Source organism: Thermus albus (assembly GCF_022760855.1).
Lineage (GTDB): Bacteria > Deinococcota > Deinococci > Deinococcales > Thermaceae > Thermus > Thermus albus.
Genome location: NZ_JAKTNR010000012.1, coordinates 15318 through 29567, shown reverse-complemented (window position 1 = coordinate 29567; position 14250 = coordinate 15318). Strand labels below are relative to the sequence as shown.

12 protein-coding genes are annotated in these 14250 nt (G+C 64.2%); 2 read left to right on the top strand and 10 right to left on the bottom strand.

Annotated elements, in window-relative coordinates; all coding sequences use genetic code 11:
- Positions 1–2 precede the first annotated feature (2 nt).
- A complete protein-coding gene (locus tag L0D18_RS10605; RefSeq protein WP_243028943.1) occupies positions 3–1175 on the top strand; it encodes a bifunctional folylpolyglutamate synthase/dihydrofolate synthase in 1173 nt (390 codons plus the stop codon).
- Here L0D18_RS10605 and L0D18_RS10600 read toward each other — a convergent pair.
- From L0D18_RS10600 to glnA, 10 genes are all read right to left on the bottom strand, one after another.
- A complete protein-coding gene (locus tag L0D18_RS10600; protein ID WP_243028942.1) occupies positions 1143–2201 on the bottom strand; it encodes a protease complex subunit PrcB family protein in 1059 nt (352 codons plus the stop codon). The genes L0D18_RS10605 and L0D18_RS10600 overlap by 33 nt on opposite strands.
- Before the next feature lie 53 nt (positions 2202–2254).
- Positions 2255–3103: an ABC transporter permease gene (locus L0D18_RS10595; protein ID WP_243028940.1), complete on the bottom strand. Its 849-nt coding sequence runs from the start codon at positions 3101–3103 to the stop codon at positions 2255–2257.
- A gap of 4 nt (positions 3104–3107) precedes the next feature.
- Positions 3108–4118 (bottom strand): ABC transporter permease, encoded by a 1011-nt coding sequence (locus L0D18_RS10590; protein WP_243028937.1) that lies wholly within the window; start codon positions 4116–4118, stop codon positions 3108–3110.
- A gap of 53 nt (positions 4119–4171) precedes the next feature.
- Positions 4172–5755 carry an ABC transporter substrate-binding protein gene (locus L0D18_RS10585; RefSeq protein ID WP_243028936.1) on the bottom strand — a complete coding sequence of 528 codons (1584 nt, stop codon included), beginning with the start codon at positions 5753–5755 and terminating at the stop codon, positions 4172–4174.
- Positions 5756–5851: 96 nt separating this feature from the next.
- Positions 5852–6565 carry an ABC transporter ATP-binding protein gene (locus tag L0D18_RS10580; RefSeq protein ID WP_243028933.1) on the bottom strand — a complete coding sequence of 238 codons (714 nt, stop codon included), beginning with the start codon at positions 6563–6565 and terminating at the stop codon, positions 5852–5854.
- Complete coding sequence (locus tag L0D18_RS10575) at positions 6562–7341, bottom strand: ABC transporter ATP-binding protein (protein WP_243028931.1); 780 nt, start codon at positions 7339–7341, stop codon at positions 6562–6564. The genes L0D18_RS10580 and L0D18_RS10575 overlap by 4 nt, the downstream gene beginning before the upstream one ends.
- On the bottom strand, positions 7338–8666 hold the full coding sequence (locus tag L0D18_RS10570; RefSeq protein ID WP_243028930.1) for a branched-chain amino acid ABC transporter permease: 1329 nt from the start codon (positions 8664–8666) through the stop codon (positions 7338–7340). Before L0D18_RS10570 ends, L0D18_RS10575 begins: the two co-directional genes overlap by 4 nt.
- Positions 8663–9631: a branched-chain amino acid ABC transporter permease gene (locus L0D18_RS10565; protein ID WP_243028929.1), complete on the bottom strand. Its 969-nt coding sequence runs from the start codon at positions 9629–9631 to the stop codon at positions 8663–8665. Before L0D18_RS10565 ends, L0D18_RS10570 begins: the two co-directional genes overlap by 4 nt.
- Positions 9632–9696: 65 nt before the next feature.
- A complete protein-coding gene (locus tag L0D18_RS10560; protein ID WP_243028928.1) occupies positions 9697–10869 on the bottom strand; it encodes a branched-chain amino acid ABC transporter substrate-binding protein in 1173 nt (390 codons plus the stop codon).
- Positions 10870–11014: 145 nt separating this feature from the next.
- Positions 11015–12355 (bottom strand): type I glutamate--ammonia ligase, encoded by a 1341-nt coding sequence (gene glnA / locus L0D18_RS10555; protein WP_243028926.1) that lies wholly within the window; start codon positions 12353–12355, stop codon positions 11015–11017.
- Between the two features lie 185 nt (positions 12356–12540).
- Here glnA and L0D18_RS10550 point away from each other — a divergent pair, with 185 nt between their 5' ends.
- Positions 12541–14199 carry a bifunctional metallophosphatase/5'-nucleotidase gene (locus L0D18_RS10550; RefSeq protein WP_243028924.1) on the top strand — a complete coding sequence of 553 codons (1659 nt, stop codon included), beginning with the start codon at positions 12541–12543 and terminating at the stop codon, positions 14197–14199.
- Positions 14200–14250 lie beyond the last annotated feature (51 nt).

Genomic DNA, 14250 nt, shown 5'->3' with positions numbered 1-14250 from the left:
CCATGGTCTACCGGGAGGCCACGGAGTGGCTTTTCACCCAGCGCCGCCAGGGGGAGCGGGGCCTGGGCCGGGTAAAGGCCCTCCTGGAGCGCCTGGGGCATCCGGAGGAGGCCTTTTCGGCGGTGCACGTGTTGGGCACCAACGGCAAGGGAAGCGTGGTGGCGTATCTGGAAGCCGCCTTCCGCGCCATGGGGCTGGCCTATGGGGCCTATACCAGCCCTCACCTCCAGGACTTCCGGGAGCGGATCCGCACCCACCTGGGCCTGATCCTCGAGGAGGAGGTGGTGGAGTTCGTGGCCTGGGCCATGGGGGAAGCCTGGCCGGAGCCCCCGGGGTTCTTTGACCTGGCCACCGCCATGGCCTTCCACCACTTCCAAAGGAAAGGGGTGGCCTTGGCCGTGGTGGAGGCGGGGGTGGGGGGGGAGAAGGATGCCACCAACATTCTCCCCCGGGTGGCCCTCACCGTGCTCACCAACGTGGGAGAGGACCACCTGGAGGCCTTGGGGGGGAGCCTCGAGGCCGTGGCCCGGGAGAAGGCGGGCGCCTTCCGGGAAGGGGCGCCGGTGATCACGGGGGCCAGGGGGGAAGGCCTAAGGGTGGTCCAGGAGGTGGCCCGGGCCAGGGGAAGCCCCCTTTACCTCCTGGACCCGGAGGACCCCCTCTTTGCCCTTCCCGCCCCGCCCGCCTTGAAGGGGGCTTTCCAGGAGGAAAACGCCCGTTTGGCGGCAGCAGCCCTAAGGCTTTTGGCCTTTCCCGAGGAAGCCATCGCTCAAGCCCTTCGGGAGGCCAGGCATCCAGGCCGTTTGGAGCGCTTCTTGGTGGAGGGGGTGGAGGTCTTTTTGGACGGGGCCCATAACCCTCCGGCGGCCTTGGCCCTAAGCCGGGAGTTTCCCGCCTACCACTTGGTCTTCGGTGCCTTTCCCCGGAAGGACGTGCAGGGGGTCTTGGCCCACCTCCTTCCCCAGGCCAAAAGCGTCCGCTACACCCGGGCCGGGGAAGGGGCCTTGGGGCGGGAGCTGGGGGAGCCCTTCTTTGAGGACCCGGGGGAGGCTTTGGCCCAGGCCCTGGGAAGGGCCAGGGAGGATGGTCTCCCCGTCTTGGCCACGGGCTCCCTTTACCTGGTGGGGGACCTGCGGGCCCGGCTACTCCCGGGCTTCGGCCAAAACCTTCCCTGAGGGGTCCGTGAACACCACCCGGCTCACCCTTTCCAGTTCCAAGAGCACGTAGGGGCTGGTGAGGGCCTGGGTGACGATGGCCCCGGGCCTGGGGCTTTGTAGGCTTAGGACCACCCGGGCGGTGCCGGCGGCATAGGTGACCCCCACCACCTCGAGGCCATACCCCCCGGTGGGCTTAAGCCCCCAGAAGAAGGCGGCCACGCTTTTGCTGCGGAAGTCCACGCTGGGGGCGGGAGGGCGGGGGATGCGGTTGCCCACCACCAGGTTCCAGACCTCGGCAAAGCGGGTGGGGTTGTTGGCCAGGAAGGCCCTGGGCTCGGTTTCCTGGTAGGCGGCGTTGACGCCGCGGTCCAGGATGCGGTAGGCGGGTGGGGGCGGGGTCACCACCTCCACTTTAAGCCCGTACTGCACCTGCAGGGCCCCGATCCGGTAACCGTCGGGGACGGGATCAAAGGCCAGGGGCCTTAAGACTGGCTCGGAAAGCTCAAAGACCACCACCTGCCTTCCCCCCCGGCGGGCCAGGACCTCCCGCAGGAGGACTTGGGTTTCCGCTCCGGTGAAGGCGTAGAGGTCCGGGGTCTTGTAGCTGGCGGGTTGGACCAGGGTACGCCGTTCCCCTTCCCTAAGGCTTCCCGTAAGCCGCACCCAGCCGACCCCGTCGTAAAGCCAGCTGGAGCGCAAGGGGGCATAGGCCCGCACCTCGAGAAGGCTTCCCTGAACCCCCCGCACCGCCTCCGCCAGGGGCCTTAGGGCAGGGCCCACCTCCCTGAGGACCGGGCTTCCATTCACCCAAAGGGCTCCAGGGACCGCCCAGAGGCTTTCCCCTTGGGCCTTTTCTAGGCGCAGGACCTGGGTACCGAGCTTGACCTCCCGCGGCTCCCCATAGAAGTAGCTCCAACGCTCCGTGGCCTCGGGGAAAAGGAGTTGGGCCTCGGCCACCCGGTAACCCGTGCCTTCCAAAAGCTCGCAGGCGCTCAAGGCCACGAGGAGGGGAAGGAGCAAGAGGAAAACAGGCCCTTTTCTCATGGCTCCATGATACCTTTGGGCACCCGGCTCCCCCTTAAGGCGGCCTTAAGCCTCTAGCGGCTCCTGGGGTCCAGGGCGTCCCTCAGGCCGTCCCCAAGGAGGTTGAAGGCCAAGACGGTCAGCATGATGAAAAGGCCGGGAAAGATCATGGTCCAAGGGGCGTTCATGGCGTAGCCCCCCTTGAAGCTATCCGCGATCATGGCCCCCCACTCGGGGGCAGGGGGCTGGGCCCCAAGGCCCAGGAAGCCCAAGGCGGCGGCCTCGAGGGTGGCGGTGCCGATGGACAAGGTGGCCTGGACCACCAGGGGGGCTAGGGTTCCGGGAAGGATATGCCGGAAAAGGATCCGTCCGTTGCCTGCTCCCAGGGCTATGGCCGCCTGGACGAAGTCCTGCTCCCTTAAGGAGAGGACCATGGAACGGGCCAGGCGGATGTAGACGGGCACCTGCACGATGCCGATGGCCAGCATGGCGTTTTGTAGACTGGGTCCTGACACGGCCACGATGGCGATAGCTAACAGCGTTCCGGGAAAGGCCAGGAGGATATCCGCTAACCAACCTACGAAGAGCTCGGTTCTTCCCCGGTAAAACCCTGCCAAAAGTCCCAGGAGGGTTCCCAGAAAGAGGCCAATGCTGACGGAGATCACCCCCACTTGCAAGGAGATGCGGCTGCCGTGGAGGACCCGGGTGAAGACATCCCGGCCCAGGTGGTCGGTGCCGAAGGGGTGTTCCCAGGAAGGGGGCGAAAGGCGGTTCAGGTAGTTCCGGTCGGTGGTGGGGTCGTAAGGTTTCAAGAGAGGGATGAGCAGGGCCAGCAACACCAAGAATAGGGTCAGGGCCAGGCCCACCTTGCCGGAGGGGGACTTCAAGAAACGCCTGAAGGCTTGGCGAGAAGGGGTTTCCATGGGCTCACCTGTACTGGATGCGGGGGTCCAAAAGGGCATAGGAGAGGTCCACCAGGAGGTTGACCAAGACAAACACCGTGGCCACCACCAGTACCCCCGCCTGGACCACGGGGTAGTCGCGGTTGAGGATGCCTTCGTAGATATAGGAGCCAATACCCGGCCAGGAGAAGATGGTTTCCGTGAGGATGGCCCCGCCTAGTAGGGTGCCAAACTGCAGGCCGATGATGGTCACTACGGGTAAAAGGGCGTTCTTAAGGGCGTGCTTCAGGATCACTTGGCGTTCGGCCAAACCCTTAGCCCGGGCGGTGCGGACATAGTCTTGGGAGAGGACCTCCAGCATGGCGCTGCGGGTGATGCGGGTGAGGATGGCCAGGGGGATGGTGCCCAGGGTGAGGGCGGGGAGGATGAGGTGGCGAAGGGCGTCCCCAAGCACTTCCAGCCGTAGGGTTAGGAGGCCATCCAGGAGCAAAAAGCCCGTGATGGGGCGGAAATCAATGCCCAAATCCGTGGAAAGCCTTCCGCCCGTGGGCAGCCAGTGAAGGTTGACCGCAAAGAGGTAGACCAAGAGGAGGCCGAGCCAAAAGACGGGCATGGACACGCCCACCAAGGAAAGGCTCATGGAAAGGGTGTCTAAAAGGCTATTCTTCCGCACTGCCGCCAGGATGCCCACGGGAATGCCCAGGACCACCGCCACCAAGGTGGCGGCCAAGGCCAGCTCAAAGGTGGCGGGCCAGCGCCTTTTCAGCTCCTCGGCCACGGGGATGGTGGAAACGGCACTGGTGCCCAGGTCCCCGGTGAGGACGTTCCGGACAAAGGTTAGGTACTGCACGTAGAGGGGCCGGTTCAGCCCCAGTTTCTCCCGGAGGGCCTCCAGCTGCTCCGGTGTGCCCCTTTCCCCTAGGATAGCCTGGGCCGGATCCCCGGGGATGAGCTGCAAGAACAAAAAGACCAAGAGGGTGATCCCGAAAAGGACCGGGATCAAGCCAATGAGCCTCCGCAAAACATAGCTCCACATTTTTCCGCCTCAAAAATCCCGGACCCCCCGCAGGGGGTCCGGGGTCCAAGGGCCTAGCGCTTCTCTATGGTTTCAAAGGACTCGGAGCCCAAGGGGCTAGGCACCCAGCCGGAGATGTTCTTGCGCTTGGCCAAGAGGGGCTGGGAGTGGACTATGGGGATGCGCAGGGCCAGGTTGAAGGTGAGTTCGTCCGCCTGCTGGTAGAGGCGCTTGCGCTCCTCGAGGTTGGGGGTGGTGGCGGCCTTGGTGAGGATGTCGCCAAGCTCCTTCACGCAAAGCGGCTTGCCTGCGCTGTCAAACAGGTCGGCGATGGGGCAGGCGAAATGGGGGTCGTAGAAGTTCTGGGGGTCGCCGTAGTCCCCGGTCCAGCCCAGCATATAGGCCTGGAAGCCGGGTGCCTTCTTGCGGTCCGCCAAGTAGCTGGCCCAGTCCTTGGTCTGAAGCTTAACCCGGATGCCAAGGGCGGAAAGATCCGCAGCCATGGCCTCAGCGATCTCCTTGGGGGTGGGGAAGTAGGGCCGGGAAACGGGCATGTACCAAAGCTCCAGATCAAACCCGTTGGGATACCCGGCCTCCGCCAGGAGCGCCTTGGCCTTCTGGGGGTTGAACTCGTAGTCGGTGACCTTGGGGGATTGGAAGGCCTTCATGGAGGGCGGGGTGAAGTGGCCATCGGTGACACCCAGCTTGCCCCAGAAGGCCTGGACGATGGCCTTCTTGTTGATGGCCATGGCGACGGCTTGGCGCACGCGGATGTCGGAGAAGGGTTTGTGGGAGGGGTTCAGGGCCAGGTAGCCCACGTTGAAGGAGGGGCGGAAGACGGCGTCCAGGTTGCGGTCGGCCTCTATGTCCTTGAGGTTGGCAGGGGGAATGTCGGTGGTGAAGTCAATGGTGCCGGCCTTTAGGGCGGCCAAGCGGGCAGCGGGGTCCTTGATCACCCGGAAGACCACCCGGTCCACCTTGGGGAAGCCCTTCTTCCAGTAGGTGGGGTTTCTTTCCAGGACCACCTGCTCCCCGGGCCGCCACTCCACCAGGCGGAAGGGCCCCGTGCCCACCGCGCTTCCCGTGGGAGAGCCGTATTTGGCCCCATCCTTCTTGATGGCCGCGGGGCTGGCGATGCCAAAATAGCCCGAACCGATGGCGGCGGGGAAGGCAGGGAAGGGTTGGTTAAGCACGAAGCGGATGGTGTACTTGTCCACCACCTGGATCTCCTTCAGAATAGATCCCCCTTCCCCTTTGAAGCCGCCGAAGAGCTCCGGCCAGATCTCGTAACGGGCGGCGGCGTCAATGCGGGTGGGGTTCTTGGGGTCCCACCAGCGCTCGATGTTGAACTTCACCGCTTCCGCGTCCAGCTCGGTGCCATCTTGGAACTTGACGCCCTGGCGCAAGCGGAAGGTCCAGACCTTGCCGTCTTGGGAGCTAAACCAGCTGGTGGCTAGGCCAGCGGTGACCTCGGTGGAGCCGGGCTTAAAGTCCACCAGGGTGTCGTAGATCTGGCGTTGCACGTAGATGGAGATGCCGTCGGTGATGTTGCCCGGCTCGAGGCTCACCGGCTCCCCGTTGGACCCAAAAACCAAGGTCTTCTGGGCGAACCCCAAGCCCAAAGCTGCCATTAGGCCAAGTAGAAGTTTCCTCTTCATACCGCTCCTTTCCGGGGTCTTCCCCTTTGGTCCGGACCAAGTATAAAGCGCTCCCATAAGGGAGCGCAAGCCCGGGTATAAGGCCAGGGGTACGCCCTAGCCCTCCCCCAGGTAGGCCTTCTGCACCTCGGGGTTCTGGGCCAGGTCGCGGGCCGGGCCTTCCAGGGTGATCTCCCCGGTGGCCAAAACGTAGCCCCGGTGGGCGATCTGCAGGGCCAGGCGGGCATTTTGCTCCACCAGCAAGATGGTGCGCCCTTCCCGGTTGAGCCTCTGGATGATCTCAAAGATGAAGTCCACCAGCACCGGGGCCAGGCCCATGGAGGGTTCATCCATGAGGAGGATCCGGGGGTTTTGCATCAGGGCCCGGCCGATGGCCAGCATCTGCTGTTCCCCCCCGGAGAGGGTCCCGCCCTTCTGGTGGCGCCTTTCGTAAAGCCGGGGAAAGAGGGCGAACACCTCCTCCTTGCGCTTTTGCACCACCTTGCGGTCCCCTTCCAGATAGGCCCCGATCTCCAGGTTCTCCTCCACGGTGAGCCGGGGGAAGATCCGGCGGCCTTCGGGCACGTGCCCCACGCCCAGGGCCACGATTTGGTGGGCGGGGAGGCGGTGGATGGGTCTCCCCTGGAAGAGGACCTCCCCCTGTCGGGGTTTGACCAGGCCGCTGATGGTGCGCAAGGTGGTGCTCTTGCCGGCCCCGTTGGAGCCGATGAGGGTGACGATCTCTCCCTCCTCCACCCTTAGGGAAATCCCCTTAAGGGCATGGATGTGACCGTAATAGGTATGGACGTTCTTCAGCTCCAGGAGGCTCATGCGGCACCTCCCGCCGCACCCTTCCCCAGGTACGCTTCAATAACCCTGGGGTTTTGCCGCACCTCTTCAGGGGTACCTTCGGCGATTTTGGCGCCGTACTCCAAGACGGCGATGCGATCCGAGATGCGCATGACCAGGCGCATGTCGTGCTCAATGAGGACGATGGTGATGCCAAGCTCCTCCCTAAGGCGCCCGATGAAGGCCTGGAGCTCCTCGGTTTCCCGGGGGTTCATGCCGGCTGCGGGCTCGTCTAAAAGTAAAAGCCTGGGCCTAAGGGCCAGGGCCCGGGCGATCTCCAGCTTGCGTTGTTCCCCATAGGGCAGGTTCTTGGCCAGCTCGTCCTTGCGATGGGAAAGCCCCACGTACTCCAAAAGCCTTTTGGCCTCCTCCTCGGCCCGTCTCTCCTCCCGACGGGCCAGGGGGGTACGGAAAAGGGCGTGGAAGTAGGGCACGCGGATGTGGATGTGCATGCCCACCAGGAGGTTTTCCAGCACGGTCATGGCCCCGAAGAGGCGGATGTTTTGGAAGGTGCGCCCCACCCCTTCCTTGGCGATGCGATCCGGGGGCAGGCCGGTCACATCCTTGCCAAAGAGGAGGATCTTTCCCTCATCGGGAGGGTAGATGCCGGTGAGGAGGTTGAAGAAGGTGGTCTTGCCCGCCCCGTTAGGGCCGATGACGGAGAAGATCTCCCCTTGGTTTACGGAAAGGCTCACGTTGTTCACCGCCACCAGGCCGCCGAAGCGCTTGGTGGCCTGGGTGACCTCGAGGGCCTTCATGCTTCCTCCATCTCCGCCTTGTGGCGCCTCTCAGGGATTAGGCCTTCGGGCCGGAAGATCATCATCAGCACCAGGATAAGGCCGAAGACCAGCCTCTCGTACTTGGCGGGGTCCACCTGGCTCGGGATCTGGGGGAGGCTGGTGCGCACGAACTCGCTAAAGGTTTTGAGCACGTCCAGGTTGAGGATGGTGAGGGCTGCGGCCCCTAGGATGGCCCCGGGGATGGAGCCCATGCCGCCCAGGATCACCATGCCCAGGATGGTGATGGAGGCCAGGAGGGTGAAGGACTCGGGGGAGACGAAGGTGCGCTGGGCGGCGAAGATCACCCCCATGACCCCGGAGAAGGCGGCCCCGGTCATGAAGGCCAAAAGCTTGGTGGGGAGGAGGGGAATGCCCATGGAGCGGGCGGCCACCTCGTCCTCGCGGATGGCCACCCAGGCCCGGCCAAAGCGGGAGTTGGCCAGGTTCACATTGGCCAGCACCACCAGGCCGATCATGAGGAGTACCAGGAGGTAGAAGAAGAGCTGGTAATCGGTGGCCTGGTCCAGCCGTACCCCCAAGCCTCCCATCAGCTCCCGGAACCAGTCGATGGGGGGGCGTTGCACGGGGGTAATGCCCTGGGGTCCGTTGGTGAAGTTGATGGGGTGGTCCAGGTTGTTGGCCAGGATCCGGACCACCTCCCCTAGGCCCAGGGTCACGATGGCCAGGTAGTCCCCACGGAGCCTAAGGGCGGGAAGGCCGATGAAAAGACCGGTCAAGGCGGTGGTGACCACGGCGATTCCCATGAAGAGGTACATGTACTCCCCAGGGAGGGGGAAGCTGCCCTGCATGAAGTTCTTGGCCTGCTCGCTGCCGAAGATGGCCCAGGTGTAGGCCCCTACCGCGAAGAAGGCGGCATAGCCCAGGTCCAGAAGCCCCGCCATCCCCACCACCACATTGAGCCCCAAGGCCATGGCGGCGTAGATGCCGATCTGGATGCCCAGCTCAAAGATGAAGGTGTTGGCGAAACCGGCCATGGGCACGCTGAGGAGGAGGATGGCCAGGCCCAACAGGGCCCGGATCCAGCCCGGGATGCGGGGCAGGGTGGTGAGGGCCACCAGGATCCCCACCAGGCCGATGAGGCCCAGGGTGTTCCCCGAGCGCACCAGGCCCAGGGTAAAGCCCAGGGTGAGGAGGGCCAGGTTCAGGGTGCGCCCGTTGGGGGAAAGCCTAAGGAAGGCGGTGGCTCCCAGGGCCAGGAGGCCGAAGAGGTTGCTGAGGGCCCCCGGGGCCAGGAAGACCAAGCCCAGGTAGGCCAGGCTGAGGAGTAGGGCAAGGGCGTTCATACTTTCTCCCTAACCACCTGTCCCAAGAGGCCTTGGGGCCTAACCAGGAGGATGAAGATGAGGATGAGGAAGGCCACCACGTCCTTGTACTCCGTGCCGAAGTTACCGCTCGTCAGGATGGGAAGGTAGGTGCCGAAGAAGTTTTCCAGCTGGCCCAGGACCAGCCCGCCCAGCATGGCCCCGGGGATGTTGCCAATACCCCCTAAGACCGCCGCGGTGAAGGCCTTGATGCCGGGAAGGAAGCCCACGTAAGGGGTGATGGTGGTGTACTGGAGGGCGAAGAGCACCCCCGCCACGCCCCCCAAGGAACCCCCGATCAGGAAGGTGCGGGAGATGATGCGGTCGGGGTCTATGCCCATGAGGCTTGCGGTCTGGAGGTCCTGGGCCACGGCGCGGATGGCCACCCCAAGCTTGGTGCGGTTCACCAGGTAGGTGAGGCCCAAGAGCATAAGGATGGACACCCCCATGAGGATGAAGGACTTGCTCTGGGCGAAGATGGCCCCGCCGAAAAGCTCGATGGACCCCTCCAGGTCCTCCACGGTGCGCATGCGGAGAAAGAACTCGTTGTGCCAAAGGCCCTCCACGAGGCGCACCAGGTCCTGGAGGATGAAGGAAACCCCGATGGCGGTGATGAGGGGCACCAGGCGGTTGGTGGTACCCCGGGCCCGTAAGGGCCGGTAAGCGAAGCGTTCCACCAGGATGGCGGTAATCCCCGCCACCACCCCGCCCAGGACCAAGGCTATGAAGAGAAGTAGGAAACCGTTGCCCACATGGGGCGCCAGGTAGCGGAAGACCTCCACCCCCACCACCGCCCCGATCATGAAGATCTCGGAGTGGGCGAAGTTGATGAGCTCCAAGACGCCGTAGACCATGGTGTACCCCAGGGCCACCATGGCGTAGACGAAGCCCAGGATGAACCCGTCAAAGATCACCTGGGGCAGTAGGGCTAGGATTTGCTCCAGCAAGGTGCCTCCTTTCTCCGGGCCAAGGGGGTGGCCTTAAGGCCACCCCCTTGGGTTGGAGTCCCCGTCTACCTGGCGCCTGGGGCAGCCATCTCAATGACCCGGATCAGCTTGTTGTCCGCCCAGTTGCCGGTGGAGGCCACCTGCATCACGAAGTACTTGGCCTTTTTGTTGTCGCCCTTGTCGTCAAACTCAATGGTGCCGGTGAGGCCTTCCATCTTCACCTGGCGTACCGCTTGGGCCACCTGCTCCCGGGTGGGCTTCTTATTGCCTGCCGCCTTGATGGCAGCCTCCAGGGCGGCGAGGAGCACGTTGGCGGAGTCGTAGGCGTAGATGCCGAAGCCCTCCAGGTCCTTGCCGTACTTCTGCTTAAAGCGCTGGGCCACCGCCTTGGCCTTGGGGAAGGCGGAAACGGGGCCGGCCACCGTGGTGTAGAAGGTACCGGCGGCGTTCTCCTTGCCCGCCAGGCGTACGAACTCGCTGGAGTCAAGCCCGTCCCCGCCCATGACCCGGGTCTTGACGCCCCGCTCCCGGAGCTGCTTCACGAAGGGCCCGATCTGGCTGTAGATGCCCCCGAAGTAGATGAGCTCGGGCACGGGCCGGGCCCCGCGGATCTGGTTGATGATGGGCACGAAGTTGGAGGTTTCCTCGGTGCCCACGAAGGCCACGGCCTTGCCGCCCAGGGCCTCGAGGCGCTTCTTGAACTCCTCCGCCAGGCCCTGGCCGTAGGCGGTTTTGTCGTGGATGACGAAGACGTTCTTTACCTTCAGGTTGTTGAAGGCGTACTCGGCGCCCACCGGACCCTGGACGTCGTCACGCCCACAGATACGGTTCACGTTGGGGAGCTTGCGGTCCGTGACCCGGGGGTTGGTGTTGGCGGGGGAGACCATGACCAGGTTCACCCGGGCGTAGACCTCACTGGAGGGGATGGCCACGCCGGAGTTCAGGTGGCCCACCACGCCCAGGATGTCGGGGTCGTTGATGATGCGGTTGGCGTTGGCCACGCCCACGTCGGGGTTGGCCTGGTCGTCGTAGGGGACCAGGACCAGGTCAAAGCCTAGGGCCTTGAACTTGGCCTTGGCCTCCTCGATGGCCAGCTCCGCCCCCAGCTTGATCTGTTCCCCCAAGGCGGCCTGGGGGCCGGAGAGGGGAGACTGGGTGGCGATCTTGATGACGTTGGCCTGGCCTAGGGCCATGCCCAAGGCGGCCACACCTGCTACCAGCAAGCCGATTTTCCTCATACGCACCTCCTTAAGAGCACGCGCTCACGTTGCGGCCCCATTCTAAGGGGGGGGTACCGGTTCTTGTCAATGCCCCCTCGTAAGTTTATGCCTGACCCATGGGTCAGCCCCCCCTCCGGAAGGAGGAGGGGCCCAATACCCACCCTTAGTACGTGGCCAGGTACTGGTCCAGCTCCCACTGGTGGACCGTGACCCGGTAGTCGTCCCACTCCATCTGCTTGGCCTGGAGGAAGTGGGTATAGACATGCTCGCCCAAGGCCTCGCGGATCACGGGGTCTTTCCTCAGGGCCTCGAGGGCCTCCCTTAGGGTTCCGGGAAGCTCGCGGATCTTGTGCTTGCGCCTTTCCCGCACGCTCATCTGGTAGATGTTGCGCTGGATGGGGGGTGGGGGGAGGAGCTTGCGCTCCATCCCGTCTATGGCGGCAGCGGCCATGACCGCCAGGGCCAGGTAGGGGTTGGCGGAGGGGTCGGGCATCCTTAGCTCCGCCCGGGTACCCACGCCCCGGCGGGCGGGGACACGGATCATGGCCGAGCGGTTGGCTGCCGACCAGGCGATGTTGGTGGGGGCCTCGTACCCCGGGGTGAGGCGCTTGTAGGAGTTCACCAGGGGGTTGGTGATGGCCACCATGCCCTCGGCGTGCTCCAGGAGCCCGGCGATGAAGTGGAGGGCGGTCTTAGAGAGCTGGTACTCGGCCTTGGGGTCGTAGAAGGCGTTTTCCCCGTTCTTGAAGAGGGAGAGGTGGGTGTGCATGCCGCTGCCGTTGATGCCCCGGATGGGCTTGGGCAGGAAGGTGGCGTGGAGGCCGTGGTTCAGGGCCACCCGCTTCACCACCCACTTGAAGGTGGCGATGTTGTCGGCGGTGGTGAGGGCCTCCGCGTACTTGAAGTCAATCTCGTGCTGGCCCGGGGCCACCTCGTGGTGGGAGGCCTCAATCTCAAAGCCCATGGCCACCAATACGTTCACCATGTCCCGCCGGGCTTCCTCGCCCTTGTCAATGGGGGCCAGGTCAAAGTAGCCCGCCCGGTCGTGGGTTTCCACCGTGGGCAGGCCGTCGGGCGTGCGCAGGAAGAGGAAGAATTCCGGTTCGGGGCCCGCATACATGTTGTCAAAGCCTAGCTTTTGCAGCCGTTCCACCTGGCGCTTCAACACGTACCGGGGGTCCCCCTCAAAGGGGCGGCCATCGGGGTAGGCCACGTCGCAGATGAGCCGGGCCACCCGGCCCCGTCCGGGGTCTTCCAGGGCCTCGGGCAGGATGACGAAGGTGTTGTAGTCGGGCTTGAGGAGCATGTCCGATTCCTCAATCCGGGTGAAGCCCTCAATGGAGGAGCCGTCAAACATGATCTCCCCGTCCAGGGCCTTCTCAAACTGGGACTCGGGGACCTCCACGTTCTTGACCACCCCCAGGATGTCGGTGATCTGGAGCCTCAGGAACCTCACCTTCTCCGCCTTGAGCGCCTTGAGGATTTCTGCTTTGGTGTACGCCATTTTTGCCTCCTTGACCTGCCGAGGCCGGGCTTAATCCACTTACCCCCAGCAGATTGTGCAAAGTGTACAGCCATCTTGTGCATGTTGTCAAGGGTTATTGTGTCACCCCGAAAGTCTGTGGGGGCCTTGGCTCCTTGACCGTCCCCTGACCGGGCTTTGGGTAGACTAAGGCCTGGAGGTCGGGTATGTATAAACGGCGTGAAGTATTGAAGGCGGGAGCGGCTTTAGGCTTGGCGGGCCTAGGCTTGGGGCGGGCCCAGGGGGGGTTTACCCTCACCCTGGTGCACACCAACGACACCCATGCCCACCTGGAGCCCATGGAGCTCACCCTTTCCGGGAAGAAAGTGCGGGTAGGGGGTGTGGCCCAGCGGATCGCCTTCTTTGACCGCCTTAGGGCCAGCCGGAAGAACCTCCTTTTCCTGGATGCGGGGGATGTCTTCCAGGGTACCCTCTATTTCAACCAGTACCGGGGCCTGGCGGACCGCTATTTCATGCACCGGGCCCTATACCGGGTCATGGCCCTGGGCAACCACGAGTTTGACCTGGGGCCTGGCCCCTTGGCGGAGTTTTTGAAGGGGGCCCGGTTCAAGGTGGTCTCCGCCAACGTAGGGGTAGAGCGGGAGCCTAAGCTGAAGGGCCTTTTTGCCCCTTATGCCGTGGTGGTGGTGGGGGGGGAAAAGGTAGGGGTGATCGGCCTCACCACCCCGGATACCCGGGAAATCGCCAACCCCGGACCCACTGTGGACTTCCTGGACCCCTATGAGTCCGCCCAGAAGGCGGTGTACGAGCTTTTGCAAAAGGGAGTTAACAAGATCGTGGTCCTTTCCCACCTGGGTTACGGGGAGGACTTGAAGCTGGCCCGGAGGCTTGTGGGGGTCCAGGTGATCGTGGGCGGACACTCCCACACCCTCTTGGGCAGCTTCCCCCACAAGGAACTGGCCCCGGCGGGGCCCTACCCCACGGTGGTGAAGAACCCCGAGGGCAAGGATGTCCTGGTGGTCCAGGCCTGGGAGTGGGGCAAGGTGGTGGGTGTCCTGGAGGTGACCTTTGACGCCAAGGGGGAGGTGGTGGCCTACAAGGGCGAACCCTTCCTCATGACCCCCGAGGTGGCCCCCGAGGACTTCTTCGCTAAAGAAGCCCTCCTGGCTTATGCCCAGCCGGTCTTGGCCCTGATGGGGCAGGTGGTCGCCCAGGCCAAGGTGGACCTCATCGGGGAAAGGGCCATCGTGCGCAGGCGGGAGAGCAACCTGGGGAACCTGATCGCCGACGGCATGGTGTGGAAGACGCGGAATGCGGGGGTGCGGATCGCCCTGCAAAACGGCGGGGGGATCCGGGCTTCCATTCCCAAGGGTCCCATCACCGTGGGAAAGGTCTACGAGGTCCTGCCCTTCGGCAATACCCTGGTGGTGATGGACCTAAAGGGCAAGGAGATCAAGGCGGCGTTGGAGAACGGGGTTTCCCAGTGGGAGCAGACGGCGGGCCGCTTCCTCCAGGTTTCCGGCCTGCGCTATGCCTTTGACCTCTCCCGCCCCGTGGGGGACCGGGTGGTGCGGGTGGAGGTGAGGGCCGAGACCGGTTACGTGCCCCTGGACCTCGAGGCCACCTACCGGGTGGTGGTGAATAGCTTCATCGCGGCAGGGGGCGACGGCTTCACCGTGCTCAAGGAGGCTCAGGGCTACCGGGTGGATACCGGTTTCAGCGATGCGGAAAGCTTCATGGACTATCTGAAGGAACGCAAGGAAGTGGAGGCGGGCCTCGAGGGCCGGATTGAGGTGCTGAACGAGCCCAAAGGGGAAAGGCCCGCCTACTGGGCCTTCCAGGTTCCCAGGGGGATGCCCGTCTAGTCCTTGATAAAGATCAGGGCCCTGGAAGCTCCTCCAGGGCCCTCAGTTTAA